This window comes from Pleurocapsa sp. FMAR1 (assembly GCF_963665995.1).
Lineage (GTDB): Bacteria > Cyanobacteriota > Cyanobacteriia > Cyanobacteriales > Xenococcaceae > Waterburya.
Map to the genome: position 1 here is coordinate 4,628,928 of NZ_OY762512.1, position 24,964 is coordinate 4,653,891.

At 39.4% G+C, this 24,964-nt stretch carries 26 protein-coding genes; 13 read left to right on the forward strand and 13 right to left on the reverse strand.

What is annotated here, in order from left to right:
* A complete protein-coding gene (locus tag SLP02_RS22505; protein WP_319422958.1) occupies nucleotides 1–675 on the reverse strand; it encodes an amino acid ABC transporter permease in 675 nt (224 codons plus the stop codon).
* A 607-nt stretch (nucleotides 676–1,282) separates the two neighbouring features.
* Nucleotides 1,283–2,251: a DMT family transporter gene (locus tag SLP02_RS22510; RefSeq protein WP_319422959.1), complete on the reverse strand. Its 969-nt coding sequence runs from the start codon at nucleotides 2,249–2,251 to the stop codon at nucleotides 1,283–1,285.
* A gap of 550 nt (nucleotides 2,252–2,801) precedes the next feature.
* Here SLP02_RS22510 and SLP02_RS22515 point away from each other — a divergent pair.
* Genes SLP02_RS22515 through SLP02_RS22525 form a run of 3 tightly spaced genes read left to right on the forward strand, consistent with a single transcriptional unit; the run spans nucleotide 2,802 to nucleotide 5,256 of the window.
* Nucleotides 2,802–3,920: a DUF1611 domain-containing protein gene (locus SLP02_RS22515; RefSeq protein WP_319422960.1), complete on the forward strand. Its 1,119-nt coding sequence runs from the start codon at nucleotides 2,802–2,804 to the stop codon at nucleotides 3,918–3,920.
* Nucleotides 3,921–3,955: 35 nt separating this feature from the next.
* A complete protein-coding gene (locus SLP02_RS22520; RefSeq protein WP_319422961.1) occupies nucleotides 3,956–5,020 on the forward strand; it encodes an alanine/ornithine racemase family PLP-dependent enzyme in 1,065 nt (354 codons plus the stop codon).
* A gap of 20 nt (nucleotides 5,021–5,040) precedes the next feature.
* Nucleotides 5,041–5,256 carry a DUF3134 family protein gene (locus tag SLP02_RS22525; protein WP_319422962.1) on the forward strand — a complete coding sequence of 72 codons (216 nt, stop codon included), beginning with the start codon at nucleotides 5,041–5,043 and terminating at the stop codon, nucleotides 5,254–5,256.
* Nucleotides 5,257–5,385: 129 nt separating this feature from the next.
* Here SLP02_RS22525 and SLP02_RS22530 read toward each other — a convergent pair whose 3' ends face one another.
* Nucleotides 5,386–5,541: a hypothetical protein gene (locus SLP02_RS22530; RefSeq protein ID WP_319422963.1), complete on the reverse strand. Its 156-nt coding sequence runs from the start codon at nucleotides 5,539–5,541 to the stop codon at nucleotides 5,386–5,388.
* A 145-nt stretch (nucleotides 5,542–5,686) separates the two neighbouring features.
* On the opposite strand from SLP02_RS22530, the gene SLP02_RS22535 reads away from it, so the two are divergent.
* Together SLP02_RS22535 and SLP02_RS22540 are read left to right on the forward strand one after the other, a co-directional pair.
* Nucleotides 5,687–7,111, forward strand: a complete 1,425-nt coding sequence (locus SLP02_RS22535) for a circularly permuted type 2 ATP-grasp protein (protein ID WP_319422964.1) — start codon at nucleotides 5,687–5,689, stop codon at nucleotides 7,109–7,111.
* Nucleotides 7,112–7,237: 126 nt separating this feature from the next.
* Nucleotides 7,238–8,662 (forward strand): uracil-xanthine permease family protein, encoded by a 1,425-nt coding sequence (locus tag SLP02_RS22540; protein ID WP_319422965.1) that lies wholly within the window; start codon nucleotides 7,238–7,240, stop codon nucleotides 8,660–8,662.
* Nucleotides 8,663–8,840: 178 nt separating this feature from the next.
* Here the strand turns inward: SLP02_RS22540 and SLP02_RS22545 are convergent, their stop codons facing one another.
* The 4 genes from SLP02_RS22545 to SLP02_RS22560 all read right to left on the reverse strand — a co-directional run bounded on the left by SLP02_RS22545 (nucleotide 8,841) and on the right by SLP02_RS22560 (nucleotide 11,815).
* On the reverse strand, nucleotides 8,841–9,269 hold the full coding sequence (locus tag SLP02_RS22545; protein WP_319422966.1) for a hypothetical protein: 429 nt from the start codon (nucleotides 9,267–9,269) through the stop codon (nucleotides 8,841–8,843).
* Nucleotides 9,270–9,412: 143 nt separating this feature from the next.
* Nucleotides 9,413–10,513 carry a peptidase M42 gene (locus SLP02_RS22550; RefSeq protein ID WP_319422967.1) on the reverse strand — a complete coding sequence of 367 codons (1,101 nt, stop codon included), beginning with the start codon at nucleotides 10,511–10,513 and terminating at the stop codon, nucleotides 9,413–9,415.
* 140 nt (nucleotides 10,514–10,653) lie between these two features.
* Complete coding sequence (locus SLP02_RS22555) at nucleotides 10,654–11,190, reverse strand: GrpB family protein (RefSeq protein WP_319422968.1); 537 nt, start codon at nucleotides 11,188–11,190, stop codon at nucleotides 10,654–10,656.
* A gap of 52 nt (nucleotides 11,191–11,242) precedes the next feature.
* The gene (locus tag SLP02_RS22560; RefSeq protein ID WP_319422969.1) at nucleotides 11,243–11,815 is read right to left on the reverse strand and encodes an antibiotic biosynthesis monooxygenase; all 573 of its coding nucleotides are present in this window, start codon (nucleotides 11,813–11,815) and stop codon (nucleotides 11,243–11,245) included.
* 179 nt (nucleotides 11,816–11,994) lie between these two features.
* Between SLP02_RS22560 and SLP02_RS22565 the strand changes: the two genes are divergently transcribed.
* The 5 genes from SLP02_RS22565 (at nucleotide 11,995) to uraH (ending at nucleotide 17,761) form a co-directional block, all read left to right on the forward strand.
* Entirely contained in the window at nucleotides 11,995–12,987 is a 993-nt protein-coding gene (locus SLP02_RS22565; protein ID WP_319422970.1) for an aromatic ring-hydroxylating dioxygenase subunit alpha, read from the forward strand.
* 35 nt (nucleotides 12,988–13,022) lie between these two features.
* Nucleotides 13,023–14,462, forward strand: coding sequence for an NCS2 family permease (locus SLP02_RS22570; protein ID WP_413467416.1), 1,440 nt, complete (start codon nucleotides 13,023–13,025; stop codon nucleotides 14,460–14,462).
* 86 nt (nucleotides 14,463–14,548) lie between these two features.
* Complete coding sequence (locus tag SLP02_RS22575; protein ID WP_319422972.1) at nucleotides 14,549–15,949, forward strand: uracil-xanthine permease family protein; 1,401 nt, start codon at nucleotides 14,549–14,551, stop codon at nucleotides 15,947–15,949.
* A 161-nt stretch (nucleotides 15,950–16,110) separates the two neighbouring features.
* Nucleotides 16,111–17,274, forward strand: coding sequence for an FAD-dependent urate hydroxylase HpxO (hpxO, locus tag SLP02_RS22580; protein WP_319422973.1), 1,164 nt, complete (start codon nucleotides 16,111–16,113; stop codon nucleotides 17,272–17,274).
* A gap of 127 nt (nucleotides 17,275–17,401) precedes the next feature.
* Nucleotides 17,402–17,761: a hydroxyisourate hydrolase gene (gene uraH / locus SLP02_RS22585; RefSeq protein WP_319422974.1), complete on the forward strand. Its 360-nt coding sequence runs from the start codon at nucleotides 17,402–17,404 to the stop codon at nucleotides 17,759–17,761.
* Nucleotides 17,762–17,812: 51 nt separating this feature from the next.
* Here uraH and SLP02_RS22590 read toward each other — a convergent pair whose 3' ends face one another.
* The 5 genes from SLP02_RS22590 to SLP02_RS22610 all read right to left on the reverse strand — a co-directional run bounded on the left by SLP02_RS22590 (nucleotide 17,813) and on the right by SLP02_RS22610 (nucleotide 21,512).
* The gene (locus SLP02_RS22590) at nucleotides 17,813–18,151 is read right to left on the reverse strand and encodes a type II toxin-antitoxin system PemK/MazF family toxin (RefSeq protein WP_319422975.1); all 339 of its coding nucleotides are present in this window, start codon (nucleotides 18,149–18,151) and stop codon (nucleotides 17,813–17,815) included.
* The gene (locus SLP02_RS22595; RefSeq protein WP_319422976.1) at nucleotides 18,138–18,347 is read right to left on the reverse strand and encodes a hypothetical protein; all 210 of its coding nucleotides are present in this window, start codon (nucleotides 18,345–18,347) and stop codon (nucleotides 18,138–18,140) included. The genes SLP02_RS22590 and SLP02_RS22595 overlap by 14 nt, the downstream gene beginning before the upstream one ends.
* 146 nt (nucleotides 18,348–18,493) lie before the next feature.
* Nucleotides 18,494–19,531: a threonine aldolase family protein gene (locus SLP02_RS22600; RefSeq protein ID WP_319422977.1), complete on the reverse strand. Its 1,038-nt coding sequence runs from the start codon at nucleotides 19,529–19,531 to the stop codon at nucleotides 18,494–18,496.
* A gap of 243 nt (nucleotides 19,532–19,774) precedes the next feature.
* Entirely contained in the window at nucleotides 19,775–20,755 is a 981-nt protein-coding gene (locus SLP02_RS22605) for an NmrA family NAD(P)-binding protein (protein ID WP_319422978.1), read from the reverse strand.
* Nucleotides 20,756–20,855: 100 nt separating this feature from the next.
* The gene (locus SLP02_RS22610; RefSeq protein ID WP_319422979.1) at nucleotides 20,856–21,512 is read right to left on the reverse strand and encodes a HEAT repeat domain-containing protein; all 657 of its coding nucleotides are present in this window, start codon (nucleotides 21,510–21,512) and stop codon (nucleotides 20,856–20,858) included.
* A 106-nt stretch (nucleotides 21,513–21,618) separates the two neighbouring features.
* Between SLP02_RS22610 and SLP02_RS22615 the strand changes: the two genes are divergently transcribed.
* From SLP02_RS22615 to SLP02_RS22625, 3 genes are all read left to right on the forward strand, one after another.
* On the forward strand, nucleotides 21,619–22,194 hold the full coding sequence (locus SLP02_RS22615) for a phycobilisome protein (protein WP_319422980.1): 576 nt from the start codon (nucleotides 21,619–21,621) through the stop codon (nucleotides 22,192–22,194).
* A gap of 376 nt (nucleotides 22,195–22,570) precedes the next feature.
* The gene (queF, locus tag SLP02_RS22620; RefSeq protein ID WP_319422981.1) at nucleotides 22,571–22,972 is read left to right on the forward strand and encodes a preQ(1) synthase; all 402 of its coding nucleotides are present in this window, start codon (nucleotides 22,571–22,573) and stop codon (nucleotides 22,970–22,972) included.
* Between the two features lie 392 nt (nucleotides 22,973–23,364).
* Entirely contained in the window at nucleotides 23,365–23,541 is a 177-nt protein-coding gene (locus SLP02_RS22625; protein ID WP_319422982.1) for a hypothetical protein, read from the forward strand.
* Between the two features lie 75 nt (nucleotides 23,542–23,616).
* On the opposite strand, the gene hemF is transcribed toward SLP02_RS22625, so the two are convergent.
* Nucleotides 23,617–24,651, reverse strand: a complete 1,035-nt coding sequence (hemF, locus tag SLP02_RS22630; RefSeq protein ID WP_319422983.1) for an oxygen-dependent coproporphyrinogen oxidase — start codon at nucleotides 24,649–24,651, stop codon at nucleotides 23,617–23,619.
* Nucleotides 24,652–24,964 lie beyond the last annotated feature (313 nt).

Below are 24,964 nucleotides of genomic sequence, written 5' to 3' on the forward strand. Positions count from 1 at the left end.
TTAACGTCTATATTTAGCAAACTTAAATGCCCGATCTTCAATTAGAAAAGCCACCCCTTTTATCAGCCAGACAATTACTAGATAAAGCAATGCCAGGGTAAAATAAATCTCAAAGCTGCGGAAGGTGCGAGAGTTTAAATAATCTCCTGCATAGGTTAAATCTTCGGCTGCAATTTGTGAGACAACGCTGGTAAACAGTACAGCTAGAATTACTTGACCGATTAAGGCTCGATATATATTGGCTAAAGCTGGCGGAATAATGATGTAGCGAAATATTGCCAGTTTCTTAAAGCCAATCGCCATCCCCGCTTCCCATTGTCCTTTGGGAATGCTTTCGACTCCAGCCCGCACTATTTCTGTAGAATATGCCCCAAAATTAACCGCCAAAGAAAGAATTGCCGCTTGTTCTGCCGATAGCTTGATGCCTAGATTGGGCAGACCAAAAAAGATAAAAAATAACTGAATTAAATAGGGTGTGTTGCGAATCACCTCTACATAAGCCAAAGCGATCGCATTAAGAATTTTATTGTCAGAAGTCCGACATAGTGAACCTAAAATACCAATAATCAGCCCAAAGGCGATCGCCAGGAACGAGATCTTTATAGTCAGCCAAGCTCCAGCCAGCAAGACATCGATATTTTCCCAGATTACGGAAAAATCAAATGTGTAGTTCATTTTTATGCCAAAAGATATAACTTCTGTTTGCCTGAATTACCTGTGTACCATATACATTAATTTGAATAAATACTGTATGGAAAAATACAAAGTGGCTGTAATCATTTGTAAGGGCGAACGGTGAGGTAGTAAAAACCATTTAAAGCCTAATGTGAATTAGCGGTCAGACCCCCTAAAGGGTTTAACAGTTTGCTCAACGGGTCACAGACCCGCAACGCAACTGTCTCACCGCGTCGCCGTCAGAGGTCAGACCCCGCGTCGACGCAAGGCGCAAGGGAATGCTGACCTAGCAAGGGAATGCTTATTCACGCTTTTAAATAAAATTGGTCTGTAAAGCCACAATTTGTTCCTGGGGGAACTTTCCCCCAGACCCCCAGCTGGGGACGTGACGACCCTCCCCAGACCCCTTCCGTAAACATTGACATCGATTCTTCCTATAATTTATTAGAGTCTAAATCAGCATAATACAGTTAAATTCGCCTCAGTTTAATTTAAACAAGAAATCTCTCTACTTACCGAGATATATAGGTTTTCTCTAAAATAAAAAAAGAAAGTTAATTCACATTAAACGTATTTAATTTGTTATTAAATCCTAATTCTGGGAAATCTATTTTTCGGCAATTAATTCTGAATTATTATTCTTTGCCGATACTGCTAAATAAATACCAAATAAAACTACGGCAAACGCCAACCAATTTAATAAGCTTAACTGTTCGGCAAAGATTACCATAGCTAAAATTGCTGCAATTAAAGGAATTGCTAACATTGATACTGCCACAAATCCTGAAGAAAATTTAGCCAAACTGTAGGTTAAAAGCCCTTGTCCCATCGCCTGAGAAATTAAACCCAAACCAACAATTGCTAACCAGCCAGTACTAGAAATCGGTAGTAATCGATCTTCTGTGAGCAACACCAGAGGTAACAGAAATAATCCCCCCGCCAAACTCGTCCACTGCATAATTATTGGGGTAGAAAACTGCACTCTTAATCGTTCTAAGCTCAAAATACTAATTGCAGAAAACATGGCTGCGGTTAAGGCTGCCCCATCTCCAATTAGACCACTATCTGCTACTTGCAAGTCCTCAATACCAATAGCTACTGCGCCGACTATTGCAACTGCCATGCCGACTAAAAACCGTGGCGAAAATTGCTGACGCAAGATTAGCCAGCCAAATAAAGTAGTAAAAATTGGCATCATGTTGTTGAGTAAAGTCGAATTAGCAATGCTAGTTTGACTTAAAGACCATGCCCAAAGTGAAAGCGAAATAGCAAAACTAATGCCTGCTATTAATAATAAAGAAATCGCCCTACTCGTATATACAGGTACAGGTTCAGACGGCAAATCTGGATCGAGATTGCTGGTTTTTTTTAAGTTATTCCAAGTTCCAAAGGCGATCGCAGCAATCAGCAAACGATCGCAAGTGATGGCATTGGGCTTAATTTCTGTAGAGGCGATCGCAATTAAAATAGAAGCAGAAGCAATTCCTAGTAGAGCGATACACAAAGCTATAGGTGCAATCCAATTCGCTCCTGATTCTAGTTCTTTGCCAATTTTACCGAGTCGAAATTGGTACATTTCTTAAGGTGTTGAGGAATTTAAGCATACTGTATTTAGTTAAAAGTTAAATTCTTAAAATTGATGCGATCGATGATACATTTTCTGACTAGTTTTCTCCACGGCGGTAAGTAGTCAATTTATTGATTCGATTATATTTGCGGCGAATGCGAGCGCAAGCCCTATAAGTCATTAAGTAAAATCTGTGATTAATAAGAGTTGTGTCTCAAGCTTATTTGTATCAAATTATACGTTATGCTATAAAAGTGTTAAGAAATATTTTCGGAATCTTGACTAAATTATAAAATTTCTCTCCGATTTTAAATCTTTATGCTCTTTCTCTCGAAGAGGTCTTATATTAATTTGTCTAAATAATATCTACGGATAGAAAATAATATTTACTGGCGTTGTAGCTACTCTTATCAAGAAATGCCAGCTTTTTAACCGATTACTCAAAGTTCCATTAGAACCTTCTGGTGGTGGTTGCTTTGAACAAGCTCAACTTATTTTAAATATGCAAATATCTCTAAATTGAGCATAATTTCCAAATTAACTAAGAAAAATAATTTTAATGTCGATTACAAAAAAAACAGCTTTGATTTACTGTGAAAAGCAATTTGGCTTAATGGACGGTAAAACCGCAGCAGGTTTAGTTAGACACTCCCAAACTTATAACATTGTGGGGGTGATTGATAGTTCCTTAGCAGGCAAAGATGCAGGAGAACAATTAGATAATAAGAAAAACAATATTCCCATCTTTGCTAACCTAAAGTCAGCTTTAGATAAACTACCAAACATTCCCGATTGCTATATTTATGGCAAAGCACCCTTAGACGCTTCTATACCTATTGCTGAAAGAGTCTTAGTCTTGGAAGCAATGACTAAAGGGATGGATATCATTAATGGTCTTCATGAGTTCTTTTCTGAAGATCCTGAATTTAGCGAGATGGCTATTCGGTGCGGGGTTAAAATTCAAGACATTAGAAAACCGCCGAAATTAGAAGACCTCCATGTCTTTACGGGGCAAATTGCTAAAGTTAATATTCCTGTGATTGCTGTCTTAGGTACTGACTGCGCCTGCGGAAAAATGACTACCGCAGTGGAATTAAATAAAGCCTTGAATAATTCAGGGATCAAATCAGTGTTGGTTGCCACAGGTCAAACAGGCTTAATGCAAGGAGCAACCTATGGTGTATCCATAGACGCGCTCGTGTCTCAATTTGTGGTTGGAGAAATAGAAAATGCCGTTGTCCAGGCCTTTGAACAAGAAAATCCCGATATTATTCTCGTAGAAGGTCAAAGTGCCGTCTCTCATCCCGCCTTTATGAGTTCTGTAGGTATTTTAAAAGGATGTATGCCTGACGGGGTTATTTTGCAACATCCTCCTAGCAGGAAATTTCGCTGTGATTTTCCCCTGTTACCAATGCCCAGCATTGTTAGTGAAATTCGTCTAATTAAAGCAATTTGCCAAACTCAGGTAATTGCGATCGCTTTAAGCCATGAAAATTTAACTGATATAGAAGTTCTAGAAACTATTAAAAGCTATGAAGACCGTCTTTTGTTACCAACTACAGATGTCTTGACCTATGGCTGTGCAAAACTTATTCGCGCTTTATATAATCTTTTCCCCTCTCTCGTACGGCAAAACAAACAAAATTCTCAGATGCCTCCTTTATTAATAAAAGGGTAAATGCTAAATGTTGCCCTAGATGTTGCCTTAAAAATATGAAAGCGTTTCTGCCAAGAATAGAAATTACTCTATCTAAAATAGAGCATAATGCTCGGATGTTATGCGAACTTTACGGACAAGGGGGTATTTCTTTGATGGGAGTCTCTAAAGCAGTATTGGGAGAACCTTTAATTGCCTCGGCGATGATTCGAGGAGGTGTCAAATTTATTGCCGACTCTCGTTTGGAAAATATTCAAAGGATGAGAAATGCCAGAATATCCGCTCAGTTTGTATTACTCCGCACTGCCCCAAGTCAAGCAGAATCGATTGTGGAAGATGTAGATATTAGCCTTAATACAGAAATTGAGACCCTTGAGAAGCTTAATTATTACGCATCCTTGCATAACAAAATTCACCAAATTATTTTAATGGTAGAAATGGGGGATTTGCGAGAAGGGATACTTGCCGACGATATTTTCTTGTTTATAGAAAAGATTATTCCCTTAGATCATCTCAAAATTATCGGACTCGGCTGTAATTTGGCTTGTTATGGAGGTATTAAGCCTGACAATCAAAAAATGAATCAATTATCAGCACTAACCGACGCGGTGGAAAGGAAATTTCAAATTAAATTACCCTTAATCTCTGGGGGAAACTCGGCTAACTATGAATGGTATAAATCCACCAAAAACGTCGGGCGAATTAACAATCTGCGCGTGGGAGAATCGATTCTTTTGGGCTGTGGAACGGTTAACCGCAAAGCCATTCCTCAATTACATACTAATGCTTTTAAATTGATTGGGGAAGTTATTGAATCGAAAATCAAACCTTCTCTGCCTTTTGGAGAAACTGGTCAGGATGCCTTTGGTAATATTCCCGTATTTCGCGATCGCGGTAGGCACACAAGAGCAATTATTGCTTTGGGAAAACAGGACACCCTGATATCTGGCTTAAGTCCAGATCGAGATTTAGAAATTTTAGGATCTAGTAGCGATCATCTGGTTCTCGACTGCAAAAACTCTTATTTAAAGGTGGGAGGGGGAGTAAATTTTAACCTGGATTATGGAAGTCTTTTGACAGCAATGACTTCGCCTTTTATCAAAAAGCAATTTATTAAATGAAGCCTGAAGCAATAACCAAAATGACCAAAAAATACAAAAATCCTGCACTACAAGAAGAACCGATAGACGAACCAGCATCGATTATTGCCCCTAGAGAAAATGAATCTCTTTTTAGATGGATTAAAAGTACTGGTCGGTTTATGCCTTATCAATCAGATAAATTTCACGATCATAAAAGAACGGATGAACTAGAAGATATCTTAAACGAAGATACACAAAAAGATGAAGAAGAATAGCTACTATCGCAATCTATCAAAAGCGATCTCAGATGTAGCAAAGTTATATTTGCAGGCAATAGAAAATGCTTTTGCTGGTTCGTTTTTCTATTTTGTCAATACTTAGACTGTGGGGTTTTAAATAAACAGTCATTTATGAAGATAAATAGCAAGTAAATGTATTGCTAAAACTCTGTCCTTGGTGGCTACAAGATTGGGCAATAAAGAGTTAAAGCTATAGGGAGATATGCGCGTTTTATTATCTTTGTCTCTAAGCGATCGCGCCAATACTAAATAAATGTTCATCTAGAACAAATTTTATATTTGACAAAGATCGAGAATAGATAGCAGGGATGTTTTCTTAGATATTCAACTTAGGTTATCTCAAGAAAGACACAACTTTTTCTATCCTCCGCTCTCAAAATAGTTTAACTAAGGCTTGTCTAAAATAATGAAACTAAGTCAGTACGATACCAAGGATTGCTATGACGAATATATTCTTGCTTCTGGAGAGCCGCGATCGCAAGTAACTCCTATAGTAGAGTGGTTGCAAGGACTGGCTGATGGAGAACTTCAACATCTGCAAGAAACTGCCCAGGAGCTTCTTGCACAGAGAGATGTTACTTTTAGAGTGGGAGAGGAAGAGAGAGTGTTTCCCTTCGATCTGATTCCGCGCGTTATTCCCGCAGCCGAATGGCACAAACTTGAAAGAGGACTCAAGCAACGAGCAACAGCACTTAATCTATTCTGTGCTGATATTTACGATCGCCAGCTTATAGTTGAAGACGGTAAAATTCCCCGTGAAATTATTGATTCTGCCGTCAATTTTATTCCTGAATGTCGGGGGATAAAACCACCAGGAGGAATCTGGTGTCACATCAGCGGGACGGATTTGGTACGCGATCGCTCTGGAGAATGGTATGTCTTAGAAGATAACCTGCGAGTTCCTTCTGGAGTATCCTATACGATGGAAAATCGTCAGATAATGCAAAAATTGCTGCCCCAACTCTTAGAAAAATTGGCGATCGCTCCTGTAGATGATTACCCTCAGCAGTTTTTGAAAGCTTTACTAAATTCTGCACCTAATGGAGTGAGTAAGCCTAATATAGCCATTCTTACCCCAGGAGAAAAGTCTTCTGCCTATTTTGAACACGCTTATTTAGCTAAACAAATGGAAGTTTCTCTAGTAGAAGCTAAGGATCTTATGCTGGAAGATGGCTATTTGCAAATGCATACTGACCAAGGACTAAAGAGAGTTGACGTTATTTACCGACGAGGAGATAAAGAACTGTTTGATTCTTTAGAATTGGGGGGAAACTATGCTTCTGGAACTGCGGCGATCGCCGATCTCTGTCAACAGGGAAAACTTGCCTTAGCTAATGCTCTTGGTACGGGAGTGGCAGACGACAAGGTCATCTATGCCTATGTTCCTGAGATGATTAATTACTATTTAGGTGAAGAACCAGTTTTACCCAATGTGCCTACCTATTTATGTTGGCAAGAAAAAGATCGCAACTATGTCCTCGAACATTTGGATGAATTAGTAGTAAAAGCAGCTAGCGAAGAAGGTGGACATGGAATGTTGATCGGTACTAATTCTAGTAAATCAGAACGAGAAGCATTTGCCGAAAAAATTAAATCCCAACCTCGCAGCTACATGGCGCAACCGACAATTTATCTTTCTACCATTCCTACTATATTTGGCGATCGCTTAGAAGGGCGACATACGGATTTACGTCCTTATATTGTTCATCAAGGGGAAGATATTTATGTCTATCCTGGTGGACTAACAAGAGTAGCAATGGAGGAAGGACAATTAGTAGTTAACTCTTCTCAAGGTGGTGGTAGCAAAGATACTTGGGTAGAAACTGAATAATCGAGGCTGAGTAAAGATGAGGTATTAGATACTAAACCAACAATGTATATCTAGGTACAGTAATTCGATCATCTTATTGAAATTATTGAAACAATAAACAGTATATTTTGATTGGGAAATAAAGTGATGAGCAACACCGAACTCACCAATTCAAACCAAAGTAACTTGATTTTGGGATTAGAAGATAATCCACCGTTTCAAACCGCTTTTTTGGTTTCTCTACAGCACGTCTGCGTGGTTTTTGTCCCTAGTGTAACCCCAGCCATTTTGATCGGTCGCGCCCTAAACTTAGATGCTGCAAGTATTAGCTATATCATTGGCATGACTTTATTGGTGGCTGGATTTGCCACCTTTGTTCAAGCAAGACGCATCGGTCCAATTGGTTCGGGTTTACTGAGTATTCAAGGACCAAGCTTTGCTTTTTTGCCACCTATTTTTAGCATTATTGCAGCAGGTAACGCAGCAGGAAAAACACCAGAAGAAACTCTAGCATTGATTCTGGGTGTAGGATTTTTTGGTTCGTTTATCCAGATTATTTTGAGTCGCTTTCTGCAATTTGCTCAACTTATTTTTCCCCCACTTGTGACGGGAACAGCCGTAACTCTAATCGGTTTGACTTTGATTCGTTTTGGAATGTACGATATGGCGGGCGGAGATGCAGCCAAGGAACTGGGTGATTATGGCAGCCTTCGTTATTGGGCAATTTCGATTCCCGTGTTTTTTACGGTAGCTGTTTGTAGTGCAACTTCAAATCGTTATCTTAGAATGGGTTCAGTGATTATCGGTTTAATTGTTGGTTCTATTATCTCCGTCTTTATGGGTATGACTGACTTTAGCCAGTTAGGAAGTATACCTGCTTTTAATATACCTATCCCGTTTCGGTTTGGTTTAGATTTTAATTTTGCTACCTTTATTCCCTTTGCGATTATCTACTTTGCTACATCTCTAGAAGTTATTGGCGATATTACTGCAACTTCGATGGTAACGGGAGAGCCAATTAGTGGTTCAAAATATATTAGACGGCTTAAAGGTGGACTGTTGGGAGATGGCTTTAATTCCTTTATTGCCTCTTGCTGTAGCACCTTACCTACAGTGACATTATCCCAAAATAATGGAATTATTCAGCTTACAGGGGTAGGCAGTCGCTATATCGGCTTTTATGTCGGGGGAATTTTGGCTTTTTTAGGATTATTTCCGATCATCGGCGGAATTTTAACCGCTATTCCTGCTCCTGTATTTGGTGCAGCGATCATGCTGATGTTTGGTACGGTTGCGGTGGCAGGGTTTAGTATTCTAGGTGAAATTGAGATGACCAATCGTTCTTTAATAATTGTCGGGGCATCATTAGCAGCAGGATTGGGAGTAACTTATGTCCCCGAAGCACTGGCGGGATTTCCCGAACAGCTACGTGGTGTCTTAGAATCAGGTATTTCTGTCGGTTCTCTTTGCGCCTTGATTCTCAATCTTGTCTTGCCCAAGTCAGCAAAAGATCGGATGGTTGAAGAGCCAGCGTCTTTAGAACCAGAAACAAGTCTTACAAAAAATAGCTGATTTAGATAACAATACAGAGCATTTGATGTAACTGGACGCTGATGTTACGCACTTGAGATCTGAAACTACTGGTATTTTGTTCTTAACCAACCAATGAAATTATTAAAATCTCTTTTAACTGCGTAACGTCAGTAATATATTTAAAGCATAACTACAATTCATCGAGCTTATTCGTACTCTATCTATATTCTTCGGCAACTGAGCTAAAAATGTTTTTACAGCTATCAGTATCGTTTGTAGATTCTGCAATTGCAATATAGTAATCTAAAACTTCTAAAACCGAATAATCAAAATCAGCTTGTTTGTATTTTTCAGAAGAGGTAAGGGCTAAAATTGCGATTTCTTTGCGACCTTCAAAACATTCTTTTTCAAGTTCATCAAGTAACTTTGAAGAGGATTCCTGGTTATCTAAATTTCCGTTATCTCGAAAAGCCAACAATTCTTCAGGAGGATCGTCTCCAAAGGTTTCTTCAGCTACCTTTAGGATCTGAGATTGTTTGTTAGATATAGTGACAGCCTTAAGCCCAATAGTACACCCTTTTAGAAGTACGATAGCTACAAAAGCAACCATACAGTATTTTTGAAGAAAAACAGTAAACTTATTCACTATGGTTATTTAACAAAAATGACTTTTCTAAAATGTCACAGTGAAAGAATGACTGGTGTGATCTAAATTTTAAGAAGTGAAGTTTAATGATGACCAGGGACAATAGAAACTGCTGTTTTGTCTTGAATAAAACTTATATCTCCTCAGACTACATAAGACATCAATAGCCTAATTACTGCATCTATCGATGACAAAGCAGCAGTTTCGTTAGGAGTATGGTATTCAGTGGAGGGAATTTGCAGAGTAGTGCCGTTGATCTTTCCTTCTGTTGCGGTGGCTAGTCGTCCTAACTCGGTTCTCCCCAAAGAATAGGATGTATTATTTATTTTGTTTTGAGCTTGGATGTAAGCATCTTTATAAGAATAAGAGATTCCCATTTCTTCGCACCTTTGCGCTAATTCGGCAGTTATTTCGTTAGCAAAAAAACCGCTGGCATCTTGATGACGCAATGTAATTTCTTGTGCTTCTGCTGCTTCGCGAGTTGGATAGGGACTGGTATCTAAAATTATCAAACGCTGTGTAGTTAGCCGTTGGCGTTGAAACCAAGAAAGAGCATAACGCCAGCTTTTTCCTGCTTCCTCTTGGGCGGTAAACATTGCTGTGCCTTGGAAACCCTGTCTAAACAGGTAGATTATCATAGCTGCGCTGACTACATTATCTATTTGAGCAGAAATACAGCCATTGTCTACTCTAAGGCGATCGAGAAAAGATATTGGTGTACCTGGCTGCACAAAATCTAAGCCGTCTAACTCAAAAATAAGGTTGTTTCTGGTAGGACAAATATAAGAGTTGACAATAGATCCCTGACCTAAATACGTTCCCACATAAGGTAGATGCGCCTGTACCTGCTGTCCTTGAAAGCGATTTTCAATGGTGTGCATCATCTGTTCGGAAACAGAATCTCCTGTCAAATCGCTGCGATTGCTGGCAATAAAAGCAGCATACTGAAACTCATTAGCTCCAGTACACAATAAGCCGTGGCGATCGATATGTGCCGAGAGAATCAAGTCATGAGGTTTGCTACCTTGTGCCACCAGAACACCATGATAGTATTCTACCTTAACCCCAATTTCTTCTAACTCTCGACTAAGTACCCGAAAAAAAGAGTCTTCGCAGCCAGTGACTGAAGGTTCGCGAATTAACAGGCGCAAGATATTTAAGAAACTATCTAGCTGAGGATAGGCTGGTGTAACTGGCTTGACCTGAGAAAGATCTTCTATAGCAGTTAGATTAGAAGCGTTCATAAGTTCAGACTTTGGCGCATCCTAAAGAACGAGATTAGATTGTGTCTTTAAGTATACAATTTTAGTTATTTGCTTTTCAGTACCGTTTGATACCAGATTGATAAATTAAATTCTTTTTATAATCTTATGGGCTTGTAATATTATAGGCGATCGCTTTGGTTCATGAAAGTCTGCGATCGCATCGCTTTTTTTTCCATTCTTTTGACAAACTCATTTTTGCCGTCCATGTAGCCTTCAATATTATATGGATGTTTTTGGGCTAATTCTTGCTTTAATTGACTGTATTGCTCTGCATTCTCAGGATGAGCAATCATGTAATCTCTAAACGCCAAATGACGTTTTATCTCTGGAGAATTGGTTTCGTATATGTGAACGTGATGAGTTCTAATTCCTGATGGATTTTCTTTACGGAAATAGCGACGACCACTAAGCCCAAACTCTCCCATTGCTTCGTAACCTAATTTTTCTATTGCCGACGTTTGCTCTGTTATCAAATCAATATTTTTAACCTCTATTAAAAAATCAATAATAGGTTTAGCGTGAATATTTGGTATGGCAGTACTACCAATATGGTGAATAAATACTAAGTTTTCAGCTAAAGCTGCTATTAATTTCTCAGACTCGGCATTAAATGCTTTTTTCCATTGTGGATTATAAGGAACAACTTCTACAAACATTGAATTATCAATTGAGGTTGAACTTAAGTATCTACTTCTTCTATACCAAATTTTATTTTCTTTTCGGATACAACCATCTTGAAAACAACCTAGTCATTCTGGGCATGGCTACATAGGTCATTAACAATACGAGTATAGCGGTAGTAATCAAACTTCGTAGCAATAAAGGTAAAGGAAATAATGCTAATAAACGTACAAGGGTTAAATTCGCCAGTTGGATTAAGGGAAAAAGAGTTAGCAAAGTTACCGTTGCCATCTTGTAGCGTGGCGGGGGAATGATTCGCCTGGGAAAAGGCAAGGTAAACCAAGTCTCTAAGCCTGTAATCATTTTAATTTTAGCTGGTTCTAGGCGCAAACTTTCTGCACGGGCTAACCACTGACGGCGACATTCTGATTCCTGCCAAATTTGCAAATTACTGACATGATCGAATTTAAAAATAATTTGATATTCGTTGTCTTCAGAACTACTCGGACGAAAAACATTAGCACCTAAATGTCCTTCAAAAGTCATAGCGGTCGCGGTAATACCAGAGACAAACTTCTCAAATGCCTCTTCACATCCTGGTTTAACTCGTCGTGAAATAACAACGGTGACTGGCGGATCGACTGAGTAATCGTGACTCATTCCCTTGTTTTTAAACTTTTAGATTAAGTGAAATCGGGATCAAAATCGTAGTTGTATGACCAATAGTAATTTTATGAAAAATAATTAATTAGTAGCTGAGGATACATCTTTATTGATTTTAACTGTATACAGTATGCAATATTAAGCAAAAAATTATTAATGACTAGGTTTTTACCTTTATGCTAGTCACAAAAGAAGAAATATTCAAAAGGTTTTGGTATCCTGTGATGCCAACCTCACAAATGTCAGAGCAACCTCAAGGATTTGAGTTATTAGGTCAAAAAATTGTCTTGTGGTTAGATGATTTGGGTCAACCAGCAGTGGCAAGCGATCGCTGTTGTCATCGTTCGGCACAGCTATCTAAAGGCAAAGTTATCGACGGCAATCTTGTCTGTCCCTATCACGGCTGGCGGTTTGACGGCTCGGGAGTCTGCGTTAAAGTTCCTCAGCTAGAAGACAATAGCCAGATACCTAAAACATATCAAATAAATACCTTTTTGGCTCAAGAACGTTACGGATATGTGTGGGTATGCCTGGGTGAACCTCTAAATGGAATTCCTGAAATAGCTGAAGCCAAAGATCCTAGTTTTCGTTTGATTCCCGAATTTTATGAAACTTGGCACTGTGCAGGCTTAAGAGTGATGGAAAACGAATTCGATCTAGCTCATCCTACCTTTGTCCACACTACGACTTTTGGGAGTGAAGCTCATCCTGTTCCTGACGCAATAGAAGTAAGGGAAACTGAATACGGTATTACTGGTACAGCTACTTTGGGGGTGGTTAACCCCGAACAGCAGCAGAAAAATCTCAAAATGGATGAAGGAATAACTACCAGAGTTTTAGATTTAGACTGGTATTTACCCTTTACCTGCAAGCTGAGGATCAATTATCTCAACGGCTTAGTCCATATCATAGTTAATACCACGACCCCAATTAACGATTCAGCTTCGCAAATTGTGCAGTTTTGTTTGCGAAATGATACCGAAGCTGACGTGAAAGCAAAAGACGTGGTGGCATTCGATCGGGCAGTAACCTTAGAAGACAAAGCTGTATTAGAGACTACTGATTATGATGTGCCTCTGGATATAAAAATAGAACAACACATGATGACAGATAAGCCAGGGATTTTGATGCGACGAAAGTTGAGCAAGCTTTTGGCAAGTAACAAGTAAAAGATAGGGGTGAACGAATGTTCGCCTGTACAGCAATGAATATTGACCAAGATGTTATAGATCGCCAGGACATAAATCGACCTAAAGGTGAACCGCCTCGTGGGGGTTGGCAAGGTGCGATCGCCAATTATTTTGAATTCGATTACTATCGCACTAACTTTCGCACTGAGATCGTAGCTGGTGTGACTACCTTTATGACCATGGCGTACATTTTGGTAGTTAACCCGTTGATCCTTTCTGATGCCATCTTTCTGAACGAACCAAAAGATTTATTTGCCGAGTTAGTAGTTGCCACAGCAGTATCGGCAGGTATTGGCACGCTGATTATGGGTTTATTAGCGAAATATCCCTTTGCCCTGGCACCAGGTATGGGAATCAATGCTTTTTTTGCCTATTCGGTGGTGCTGGGTTTGGGTATCGATTGGCGTCTAGCTTTGGCTTGTGTCTTTGTTGAAGGTTTAGTCTTTATTCTGCTCACTGTTACCGATATTCGTCGCCATCTAATTACTGCCGTACCTACTTCAATCAAATCAGCAACGACGGTGGGAATTGGCTTATTTTTAGCTTATATCGGCTTAGGTGGGGCAACAGCCACAGGCGGTGCGGGGCTAATTGTGGCTAATGAAGTTACCAAAACCAATTTTGGTAGTTTGGCACAGCCCCAAAGCTTGATGGCAATATTTGGTATTTTTCTGACGGCTTTTTTTATGGTGCGACGCATCAAAGGAGCATTACTTTGGGGAATTATCGGCACTGCTATTTTGGGCTGGGTATTTGGCGTAGCTAACGCACCTCAGGGATTTGCCTCGATTCCTGCCTTTCCCAAAGATTTATTTGGGGCAGCATTTATCGGCTTAGGAGGAATTAACGGTAGTAACTGGATTGACTTTCTGGCTGTACTGCTGGTATTTCTCTTTGTCGATATGTTCGATACCATCGGCACATTGGCTGGGGTGGGAATGCAGGCAGGATATATCGATGAGAATGGCGAATTACCAAGGGCTAATCGAGCTTTAACCGCAGATGCGATCGCAACTACGGCGGGGGCAGTCATGGGAACATCTAGCGTTACCACCTTTGTGGAGTCGGCTTCAGGGGTAGCCGAGGGAGGACGTACTGGCTTTACATCGGTAATAGTTGCGGGGTTATTCTTTATTTCCTTAATATTTACACCGATTTTTGAAGCTATACCAGCCTTTGCCACTACTCCAGCCCTAACTATTGTCGGCGTATTGATGATGGCAAGTATTACCAGTATTAACTGGGAGGATTTAACCGAAGCTATACCAGCGTTTCTGACTATCTTTTTTATTCCCTTTGCTTTTTCAATTGCAGCAGGCTTATCTATTGGCTTAATTGCCTATCCTCTATTAAAAACCTTTAAAGGTAAAGCTGAAGATGTTCCCATAGTCACCTGGATTCTGGCAGCTATATTTATCGCTCGCTTTATTTTTATGACCCTGCGCTTTGGATAACTGTAAGGGCTGTTCGCAAACAACCCCCACAAATTAATGCTTTGGCGAAATGCCTCTTTTGATAACTAACAACTAATAACTAAATTATGGTACAACCTACAAATCAAGAATTAACTTTAGAAGAAGATATTAAAACACAAGCACCTGCTTCGATTGAGTCCGATTTAATTTATGGTCTAGAAGCGCGTCCACCGTTTGTGGAATCAATCTTTGTAGCGTTGCAGCACGTATTTGCCTGTTTTGTCGGTATCATTACCCCTGGGCTGATTATCTGCGGTGCGTTAGAAGTGCCTCCTGCCGATACTACCTTTATTCTCAGTATGTCTTTGTTTGTCTCAGGTATTGCTACCTTTATCCAAGCCAAAAGATTTGGACCAGTAGGTTCAGGCTTATTAAGCATTCAGGGGACAAGCTTTGCTTTTCTCGGTCCAATTATCGGCGCGGGATTGGCAGTAAAAGGCTCTGGCGGTACTGTTGAAGATGCTTTAGGATTGATTTTTGGTCTTTGCTTTTTTGGTGCATTTATCGAAATATTTATCAGTCGCTTTTTACATTTAGCCAATAAAATTATTACGCCAATGGTGACAGGAGTAGTGGTCACTTTAATTGGTTTGACTCTGATTAAAGTCGGCATTACTTCCATGGGCGGTGGTGTAGTAGCCCAAAATAATGAAACTTTTGGTAATCCTGTTTATTTGGGAGTGTCACTCCTAGTCTTGGCGGTAATCGTTGGTTTAAACTGCACGACTAACAACTATCTACGGATGTCATCTATTGTCATTGGTTTAGTTGTCGGTTATGTAGTGTCAATACCTTTGGGACTAGTGGATTTTAGCAATTTAGCTGGCTTACCTGCAATTGCCTTGCCAATTCCATTTCGCTATGGCTTTAGCTTTAACTTCGGGGCATTTATTCCTTTTGCCTTTTTGTATGTAATTACCTCTATCGAAACTATTGGCGATCTTACCGCAACCTCGGCTATTTCGGGAGAGCCAATAGAAGGACCTGTATACTTTCGCAGAATTAAAGGAGGAGTCTTAGGAGACGGGGTTAACTCAATTCTTGCTGCCTGCTTTAATACCTTTCCCAATACTAGCTTTAGCCAAAACAACGGCGTAATTCAGCTTACGGGTGTAGGCAGTCGTTATGTAGGTTATTTTATCTCGGTAATTTTTGTCATTCTTGGTTTATTTCCGATTATTGCAGGAACTTTCCAAGCTTTACCCCAGCCAGTATTAGGCGGTGCAACTATTGTCATGTTTGGGACGGTAGCAGTAGCAGGAATTAAAATTATCTCCTGCGTTAATCTTACTAAGCGTAACTCAATTATTCTTGCCACTGCTTTAGGTTTGGGCTTGGGCGTTACCTTTGTGCCTGAAATTTTAGATAAGTTGCCAGCCTTGATCAAAAGTCTTTTCGCTTCTGGGATCTCTACAGGCGGACTCACAGCGTTAGTTCTTAATTTGATTTTGCCAGGCAGAGAATAATTTCATTGAGCATTAAACATTTATCAGATTTAGAAGTAGGGTGGGTTAGAGAGCTAATTTAAGATATCTAGCCAAGTCTTGAAACCTATCGTAACCTACCATCAAAAACTACTTATTTGATTAATTGACGATTAACTACTAGCAATCAAAAAATATTCAAAATGTATCAATTAAAAGCAATTGTGATTGGCGCGGGAATGGCTGGATTAGCTACAGGTATTGCCTTACGTCAGGCGGGATACGAGGTAGAAATCTATGAGAAGACTACAAAACTTCGTCCTGCGGGGGCGGGAATTTCTCTGTGGTCGAATGGAATTAAAGTTCTAAATAAATTAGGACTGGGTAAGGAAGTTGCTGCCATTGGCGGACAGATGAACCGCATGGAATACCGTAATCTTCAAGGAGAGGTTCTAAATGATGTCAACTTGATTCCTTTAATGGAACAGGTAGGACAAAGACCTTATCCTGTATCCCGTACTGATTTACAGCAGATGATGCTCGACGCCTTTGGCGAGTCTGATGTAAAAATGGGTATGCGCTGTGTAGAAGTTAAGCAAGATGTAGATAGTGCCACCGCTATCTTTGAAGATGGTAGTACTGCCACAGGAGATGTGGTTATTGGTGCTGATGGGATTCATTCAGTAGTGCGTACTTATCTTGCTGGTGGAAAAATAGAATCTCGCTATGCGGGTTATGTTAACTGGAATGGTTTGGTAGAAGCTAGTCCCGATTTAGCTGAAAATGATGTTTGGGTAATTTATGTTGGCGATGGCAAAAGGGCATCGATGATGCCTATAGGAGGCGGACGTTTTTACTATTTTATGGGTTGTCCAAAACCCCAAGGAACAAAAACCCCTCCTGAAGAAATTCGCGCTGAATTAAAAGAAACCTTTGCAGGATGGGCGCAACCAGTGCAAAACCTGATTGAAAAGCTCGACCCCGAACAGGTTAACCGCCTTGAAATTAGCGATATCGATCCTCTTCCTAGCTTAGTTGAAGGTAGAATTGCCTTAGTAGGAGATTCTGCCCATGCTACCACACCGACTTTGGGACAAGGAGGCTGTCAGGCGATGGAGGATGCGGAAGTGCTATGTCGCTATTTGATAACAACTAACATCAGCGTCGAAGATGCCCTCAAGCGTTATCAAGCAGAACGAAAAGAACGGGTAGCTAAGTTGGTTTTAAAAGCCCGCAAGCGCACCGACACTATTTATAATAAAGAACCAGATTTGACCAAGCAATGGTATGAGCAGTTAAAACAAGAACAAGCCGAGGATGTTACAGGTGCGATCGCCAAAATAATTCTTGGTGGACCATTGCATTAACGAGCAACCCCCTAAAGTAGTATGGTGGGCAAAAAATAAATTTGTTAGTAATTGAAAATCAATTATTTTTGCCCACCGCAATAACCAGTCTCATCTTCGCGGGATCTAAATAATTAGTAATCAATTTATGTCAGGTAAATTAACAACTCACGTTTTAGATACGGCAAATGGTTGTCCTGGTTCGGGAATTGCGATCGCACTTTGGAAGCTCGATCTAAACATAGATTCCAAAACCTTATTAAAAACCGTCAAAACCAATCATGACGGACGTACTGACGAACCGTTGTTAGTAGGGGATGAATTAGAAACTGGGGTATATGAGCTAATTTTCACTGTTGGTAACTATTTTGCACGCTATGGAGACTATCCTAATCCCTCTTTTTTAGATGAAATTCCCCTTCGTTTCGGCGTTAACGATATCAAGGCTCACTATCACGTTCCCTTGCTAGTTTCTCCTTGGTCTTATAGTACCTATCGTGGAAGTTAAATAAAAATCAAGGAACAATAGGCGATCGCACATAGGTTACAAAACTAACCTTTAACCCAAAACTAAGTCCATTAATTCTTCAAGTTTGTTGCGATCGCTTTTTTTCAATTTACCTAATTTTCTGATTATCAAGCTTTTCTCTGTAGTAGTGATTACAGGCTTGATAACAGAAGGTTTGAGCAAACCAGCACTCTTCCAATCAGCAATTATCATTTCTCCGAAATTAATAGAGGTATTAAACTGACTGGTAATTGCCATAATAATTAAGTCAGGCTTCTGAATATTGTATTTATCCGAACTAATGATAACAGTAGGTCTTTTCTTTACTAAAGTTTGATCTGTGAACGGAAAAGGGACAAGTAAAATATCGCCAAAACTATAAATTGTCATATTCCGCGTCTTCAGGGTTGTTCCAAACTCGCTCGAATGAATATTCGGCTAACTTTGATGAAGCAAATACTAATCCGTCATCTAAATTATCTGCTTGTAGCGAATCAATAAATTGTTCTACCTGCTGAATTTGCTCTACAGATAATTGATTTACCTTTTTGATAACCCTGTTTTCTAAATTACTTTTTACTTCCATTGAGATAAACGCATTGTTTAATTTTTTCTATAGCAATCGAGAGACTTATTATCTTATATATTACGCTTAGTGTGAATTAGCGGTGAGAAAAGGGTACTAGATGCGGACAAGTCCTTTCTCGCATCTGCCCCTAAAGAATTCAAAATTCATGAAAAATTAGCGATCGCATCTTTGATATCGCCGACTAATTCATCAATTCGAGATTTGGTAGTATCCCAAGCACAGACAAAACGAACTCCTTCAACACCAATAAAGGTGTAAAAATTCCAGCCTTTAGCTCTTAAGGCTTTAATCACTGTTTCAGGCATTTTAAGAAAAACACTATTTACTTCCCTAGGAAACATAAGCTCAAGTTGCGGTATTACGGATAATCTTTGTGACAAATACTCGGCGCATTCATTGGCATGACGAGCATTTCTTAGCCAAGCGCCTGTCTCTAATAAACCTAAAAAAGGTGCAGCAATAAAGCGCATCTTAGAGGCTAGTTGTCCAGCTTGCTTACAACGATAGGCAAAATCTTCGGCTAATTCTTTATTAAAGAAAATAATCGCTTCACCTAATGCCATGCCGTTTTTAGTGCCACAAAAACACAATACATCTACGCCACATTTCCAGGTTATTTCTGCTGGAGTTTTGTTCATCGCTACCAGCGCATTAGCAAACCTCGCACCATCCAAATGAATTTTTAATTGATATTTTTGGGCAACTTCCTTAATTGCCATTAATTCTTCAATTGTGTACAAAGTTCCTAATTCTGTTGCCTGAGTTAGGCTGATAACTTTAGGTTTGGGATAGTGAATATCCGTTCTTTTATTAATAATTGAAATAATAGCTTCGGTGGTTAATTTGCCATTTATTCCTTGACCCAACAATAATTTAGAACCATTGGAAGCAAATTCTGGCGCACCACATTCATCAGTTTCAATATGAGCTAATTCATGACAAATCACACTATGATAGGACTGGCAAAGAGCAGCCAAGGATAAAGAATTGGCGGCTGTACCGTTAAAGACAAAAAAGACTTCACACTCAGTTTCAAAAACATTGCGAAAATAATCGGTTGCTTTTTGAGTCCATTCGTCGTTACCGTAAGCCAAGGCACTTCCTTGGTTTGCCCTAATCATATACTCCATTGCTTCTGGGCAAATGCCAGAGTAATTATCACTGGTAAATTGTTCTAACATTGGCTAATAAGTCTCGGTATTTGATTAAAGGCAATGACTCTAGGCTAAGTTAAACATTCCTGAAAATATTCATTTGATTTAATTCCCCAAACCCTTCATAGTCCTAAACTTAAACTAGTTGAACATTTGTGGGATTGGTATCAAGTCCGTTTAAACGGACTTTGTTTGTTAGACAGAGAATTTATTCTCTGGAAGGGCGAGAATGAAACAGCCCTGCCCAACGAAAGTGTTTCTTTGTTCTGCTTAAAACTGATTACGATAAGGTATTTTGCCTTTCTTTTTCTTACCTTTATTTTTCTCGTAATCAATCTCTTTGAGCTTCTTCATGATGCGAGCGAAGTACTCTTTCATATATTCTTCTAAAGTAGTTGTTTCTTTTTCGTCTAAACCAAAGGTAGCGTAAACTTCTTCCATTGGTGCATTTAAAGGTTCTCCATTTGCTAATACTTCAGCAAAGGTTAAGCGGTCTGCGGTGTTTTGTCCCCATTCGCAAAAGCGCGTAATACGACGCATTAAACTTAATACACCTAAAGATACACGGGATATTTTTGACCTTTTATCACCCAGATTTTCACACAGGTTCATAATTTCCAAAGCAGTCCAGGCTTTAGATCCCACCACTGGAAAAGTCTTGTTTTCTGTGGCAGGTACGGATAAAGCGCGAACAGCAAACTTAGCAATATCTTGAGTATTCATATAGGCAATAGGAGTACTTTCTCCTGTAACCCAAACAACCTGATCTTCTAAAATCGGAATTGCATATTGACTAATTAAACCCTGCATAAAACCAGCAAGCTTTAAAACTGTATAGTCTAAGCCAGATTCAGCTAAAAAAAGTTCCGTACAGTGCTTAATGTTCATCAAAGGAACTTCAGGGTGCTTTTGGGCATTAATAATAGAGAAAAAGATATATCTATTAACACCAGCAGCTTTAGTTGCCTGGATTAAATTAACTTTGCCTTGCCAGTCAACTTCTTTCACGCTGAGATTATCGGTAATTCTGGCGGTAGCAGCATCGATAACAGCATCTACCCCTTCCAAAGCTGGAATCAGAGTCGATTTATCACATAGATTGCCTTTAACTAATTCTGCTCCCCATTCTTTGAGGAAAATCGCTTTGTTGGGGTTACGTACTAAACAGCGTACCTCATGATCTTCATCTAAAGCCTGACGAGCCACCTGTCTGCCCAAAGTGCCTGTCGCGCCAACTACCAATAATTTCATTTAAGGAATTTTGTAATATTATTTAATGTTTCTCTAATGATTTTATCAAAGAGTCCCTTATTTGTTTATTTTGATTAGGAAAATGCGTATTCTTTAAAGATTACAGTAGACTGTCTAATACTGCTCCCACTACCCGATGATCCCGATCCTGCTTGAGCTTATTTAAAGTCGTGATGGCTGTTTGAGCCTCAAATTGCTTCAAAGAAGTGGCTACCTGAAGCCGAATCCGCCAGGACTCATCGTCGGCTAATGATAAAAGTAATTTTAATGCTTCTGTTTGTTGTTCGGTTTTGGCTAAAAGACCTAAACCGCTAATACAAGATGACCTTACAGGTTCATCATCTCCTGATAAACCAATGGCACAGATTTCTAATAGCTCTTGGGGAGAATTTAAATCGGCGATCGCTGCAATGATACTTCGGCGTACTAGCCAATGATCGTCCTCTTCATACATTTTTCTTAAATGAGTTACTGCGCGATCGCCGTAAAATGATAAAGAATTGGCTGCTTCGGCTCTTACATTAGGATCTTTGTCTGATTTCATCATTTTTAATAAGGCGGTAAAAGCATCATCGCTTTTTTTTCTGCCTAATCCCATAGCTACAGAAGAGCGCACCAAAAATTCTTGATCGCCAACATGAGCCAAAAGTAAAGGAGCAGCAATGTCTGCTTCATAGTTGCGTAACTCTCTAATCCCTTTCATTCTTTGCTGAGGATTGGAGTCGTCTAAAGCGTCCTTAATTTGTTCTATATCCATAAACAAAAATCTAAATTACATCTTAACTTTACTTTACATTATGTTTAATAGTTGGCTATCAAAAGAAAGATATATATAGGTAAGTTATTATCCCTTGAATTTAAAAATGCTCAGTGACAAAGTAAAAGAACTAATCAAAAAATCTCGCATCGTTAACTTCGATAGTTGGCAAAATTATCCTACCGAAGTAGTTGAGATTTTTAAACAGGCGGATGATGAAGGGCGATATTTGACGGATGAAGACATAAAGCAGGTTCAAAAGGTACTACCAAACTTATCTACAAGTTTGGCACAGGGAAAACTATTACGGGACAATGTTGAAGAAATAGTTTCTCAAGCCAGAGGCGTGGTTTTGGCAGCAAATCCCCAAATTACTGAGCCTGGAGGTGGTTTGTATCCCCCTATGCGTGCTGAGGCTTGCTGGCGGGATTTTTGGCACTTTCTACGCTGCATTACCTATGGCATTAGTGGTCAATCAGTAGATTATACAAGCGATCGCGGTTTGAAATACATGGAGCAACTTTATCAAGAATTAGAAGTTCCTTTAGATGCCATGATTTTAGGCTTAGAGCAGTTAAAATTGTTTAGTCTGCAAAAAATTGCACCACCACAGCAAAATGAGCTTGAACCCTATTTTGATCGTCTGATTAATTCCATGAGTCAGTTTTCTCCTGTAGGTTAATTTTGATGTTATGAGTATTAGAATTAAATAACGTTCAATGTGAATTAAAAAATCTTAAAATCCATTACATTACGTTCTTTCTTATTAGATTTTTCTGTCTATCTAGCTAAAAAACTTAAATTTCTGAGTTTTCTTAAAAGCGACACAAAGCGAAGCAGCGCGGTCTTTGCAAGCGGAAATGCCCTGAGTTAAAGGGCATATTCCACGCTTGCGGTGAAGGTTTCCTTCTTAGAGCGACTGCTTCAAGAAGCGGTCTTGAGGGTTTCCCTCATAGAGCTATTGTGTCAAGAAGCTAAAAGCTAAGAGCTAAAAGCTAGTAAACTAGAACGAAGCTTATCCACATCAGGCGTAAATAAGATTTACTTAACAGTTTTTTATGACAACTTCTCCAGAATCAATCACCGTAGACGAAATGAAATATGGGGAAAGAGCGATCGCCGAAGGCGAATTAATTACTTTTCCCAACCCTAGAATCGGTCGTAAATACGATATAAATATTACTTTGCCAGAATTTACCTGTAAGTGTCCTTTTTCTGGCTATCCTGATTTTGCGACGATTCATCTTACCTACTCCCCCGATCAAACAGTAGTAGAACTAAAGGGCTTAAAGCTTTATATCAACAGCTATCGCGATCGCTATATTCCCCATGAGGAAGTAGTAAATCAAATTTTGGATGATTTTGTGGCTGCTTGCGATCCCTTAGAAGCAACTGTTAAAGGAGACTTTACTCCCAGAGGCAATGTCCATACTGTAATTGAAGTGCATCACCAAAAATAGCAAAAAGCTTGATGTAAATTAACCTTTGTACTGTAAATTAACTGAAGCTACTGATATTTTAGTGAATAAAAAGATTTTTTTTACAAGTTGAATTTGGGCAGATTTTACAATTTATTGTAGATAATGAGACTCCAGTTAATAGTACAGAATATCAAGGTTAATGTTTACGTCAGGGGTTTGGGGAGGGCGTAACGTCCCCAACAGGGGGTTTGGGGGAAAGTTCCCCCAGCATTAAATTATGGTTTTACAGATAAATTTCATTTAGAAGAGAGAGAATAAGCCTATTTCAATTCGCATTAGGCGTAGAAAAATCAAACTTGTTGCCTAGTTTATCTAAAGAAAAACTACTACAATACAAAGGTAAAGATTTGTTAACTGAATAAAACCAAGCAATGAAAACCGAAGATATTACACCTAGCGTAACACCTGAGTTAGAAGAGCCTAAATTTGGCTTCAACTCCTATGCTGAACGCTTAAATTCTCGTGCTGCCATGGTTGGGTTTGCAGCAATTATTATTATTGAATACGTAACAGGAAAAGGTCTTTTAGCCTGGCTTGGTTTGATGTAAGCTTTAATAGCTTAAAGCTTAGAGCTTAAAGCTTTAAGCTACCTCAACTTCTAATTATTTTCACCCAAATTGACGTTAAGAAGCTTGCCAATTTACCCAGTCTTGAGGCTTAAGAAAAGTTTCGTATAGTTCTGCTTCAGGACTATTTGGTTCAGGCTGATAGTTATATTGCCAACGAACCAAAGGAGGTAAAGACATAAGAATTGACTCAGTACGCCCATTGGTTTGTAGTCCAAAAATAGTACCGCGATCGTAGACTAAATTAAACTCCACATAACGTCCACGACGGTATAGCTGAAAGTTTCTTTCTCTCTCTCCGTATTCTAGATCTTTACGCTTTTTGATAATTGGAATGTAAGCAGGTAAAAAGCTTTTACCGCAGTCCTGAATAAAGCTAAAAATGTCATCCCAACTGCGATGTTTTATCTCTCCTAAGTTGTTGCTGTAGTCTGCTGCTGCCTTATCAGGATGAGGTCCTTTATAAAGTTCGCCTGTACCATCTTGATAATCAAAAAATAATCCGCCGACACCTCTGGTTTCTTGACGATGCTTTAAATAAAAATATTCGTCACACCAATATTTAAATACGGGATGATATTCAGGATGATGGCGATCGCAACTTGCTTTTAGGGTACGATGGAAGTGTGCCGCATCTTCGGCGAAAGGATAGTAAGGGGTTAAATCGACACCGCCACCAAACCACCAAACTGGACCAGCTTCAAAGTAACGAAAATTCAGGTGAACCGTTGGAATATAGGGGCTGCGGGGATGCAATACCATTGACGTTCCTGTAGCATAGAAACCGTGTCCTTCTGCTTCAGGTCGTTGTTTGAGAATGGAAGGGGGTAAATGGCTTCCCCATACCTCAGAAAAATTTACTCCGCCCTGTTCTAAAATACCTCCATCAGTCAAAACACGAGATCGCCCGCCACCGCCTTCTTCTCTTAACCAGCTATCTTCTTTAAATTTTCCTTTCCCATCAACTTCTTCTAAGCCAGCACAAATTTCATCCTGTAGCTGTTTCATAAAATGGCTAACTTGTTCTTTGGAGTCAGCAGGAGGGTTTGAAGGTTGAGATTTATTTGTTGAATTAGTATTTATAGCGGTCATCAGCTTATTAAAAAATAGAAAAAAACTGTCTTACTCAGACTATCTCAATTAGGTGTAATCGCACCACAAGTAGGTCGATGTAACAATAATATCTTGCTGAATCGGCAAAATTTATTAATAATGATTTAGGGCGTGTCATCAATTAGAAAAAAGTTTAGACCTCTTACATGAATAGACTTCTTGCATGAATATATTTTTTCAATACTAGTTTTAAATTCCTGACCTCTTTCGAGACCCCCTAAAGGGTTCAACAGTTTGACGGGCGGTATAAACGTCGCAGCAAAGCTACGACGACACGCCCTCCTCAACGGGG

Coding starts and splice junctions, on each gene's coding strand:
- SLP02_RS22595 (WP_319422976.1), bottom strand. CDS start 18,347: ATGGAAGTAAAAAGTAATTTAGAAAACAGGGTTATCAAAAAGGTAAAT.
- SLP02_RS22605 (WP_319422978.1), bottom strand. CDS start 20,755: ATGAAATTATTGGTAGTTGGCGCGACAGGCACTTTGGGCAGACAGGTG.
- SLP02_RS22550 (WP_319422967.1), bottom strand. CDS start 10,513: ATGAACGCTTCTAATCTAACTGCTATAGAAGATCTTTCTCAGGTCAAG.
- SLP02_RS22530 (WP_319422963.1), bottom strand. CDS start 5,541: ATGAACATTTATTTAGTATTGGCGCGATCGCTTAGAGACAAAGATAAT.
- SLP02_RS22615 (WP_319422980.1), top strand. CDS start 21,619: ATGCTCAGTGACAAAGTAAAAGAACTAATCAAAAAATCTCGCATCGTT.
- SLP02_RS22570 (WP_413467416.1), top strand. CDS start 13,023: ATGAATATTGACCAAGATGTTATAGATCGCCAGGACATAAATCGACCT.
- hemF (WP_319422983.1), bottom strand. CDS start 24,651: ATGACCGCTATAAATACTAATTCAACAAATAAATCTCAACCTTCAAAC.
- SLP02_RS22560 (WP_319422969.1), bottom strand. CDS start 11,815: ATGAGTCACGATTACTCAGTCGATCCGCCAGTCACCGTTGTTATTTCA.
- uraH (WP_319422974.1), top strand. CDS start 17,402: ATGTCAGGTAAATTAACAACTCACGTTTTAGATACGGCAAATGGTTGT.
- SLP02_RS22565 (WP_319422970.1), top strand. CDS start 11,995: ATGCTAGTCACAAAAGAAGAAATATTCAAAAGGTTTTGGTATCCTGTG.
- queF (WP_319422981.1), top strand. CDS start 22,571: ATGACAACTTCTCCAGAATCAATCACCGTAGACGAAATGAAATATGGG.
- SLP02_RS22505 (WP_319422958.1), bottom strand. CDS start 675: ATGAACTACACATTTGATTTTTCCGTAATCTGGGAAAATATCGATGTC.
- SLP02_RS22575 (WP_319422972.1), top strand. CDS start 14,549: ATGGTACAACCTACAAATCAAGAATTAACTTTAGAAGAAGATATTAAA.
- SLP02_RS22555 (WP_319422968.1), bottom strand. CDS start 11,190: ATGTTTGTAGAAGTTGTTCCTTATAATCCACAATGGAAAAAAGCATTT.
- SLP02_RS22515 (WP_319422960.1), top strand. CDS start 2,802: ATGTCGATTACAAAAAAAACAGCTTTGATTTACTGTGAAAAGCAATTT.
- SLP02_RS22510 (WP_319422959.1), bottom strand. CDS start 2,251: ATGTACCAATTTCGACTCGGTAAAATTGGCAAAGAACTAGAATCAGGA.
- SLP02_RS22520 (WP_319422961.1), top strand. CDS start 3,956: ATGAAAGCGTTTCTGCCAAGAATAGAAATTACTCTATCTAAAATAGAG.
- SLP02_RS22525 (WP_319422962.1), top strand. CDS start 5,041: ATGACCAAAAAATACAAAAATCCTGCACTACAAGAAGAACCGATAGAC.
- SLP02_RS22535 (WP_319422964.1), top strand. CDS start 5,687: ATGAAACTAAGTCAGTACGATACCAAGGATTGCTATGACGAATATATT.
- SLP02_RS22610 (WP_319422979.1), bottom strand. CDS start 21,512: ATGGATATAGAACAAATTAAGGACGCTTTAGACGACTCCAATCCTCAG.
- SLP02_RS22625 (WP_319422982.1), top strand. CDS start 23,365: ATGAAAACCGAAGATATTACACCTAGCGTAACACCTGAGTTAGAAGAG.
- SLP02_RS22600 (WP_319422977.1), bottom strand. CDS start 19,531: ATGTTAGAACAATTTACCAGTGATAATTACTCTGGCATTTGCCCAGAA.
- SLP02_RS22540 (WP_319422965.1), top strand. CDS start 7,238: ATGAGCAACACCGAACTCACCAATTCAAACCAAAGTAACTTGATTTTG.
- hpxO (WP_319422973.1), top strand. CDS start 16,111: ATGTATCAATTAAAAGCAATTGTGATTGGCGCGGGAATGGCTGGATTA.
- SLP02_RS22590 (WP_319422975.1), bottom strand. CDS start 18,151: ATGACAATTTATAGTTTTGGCGATATTTTACTTGTCCCTTTTCCGTTC.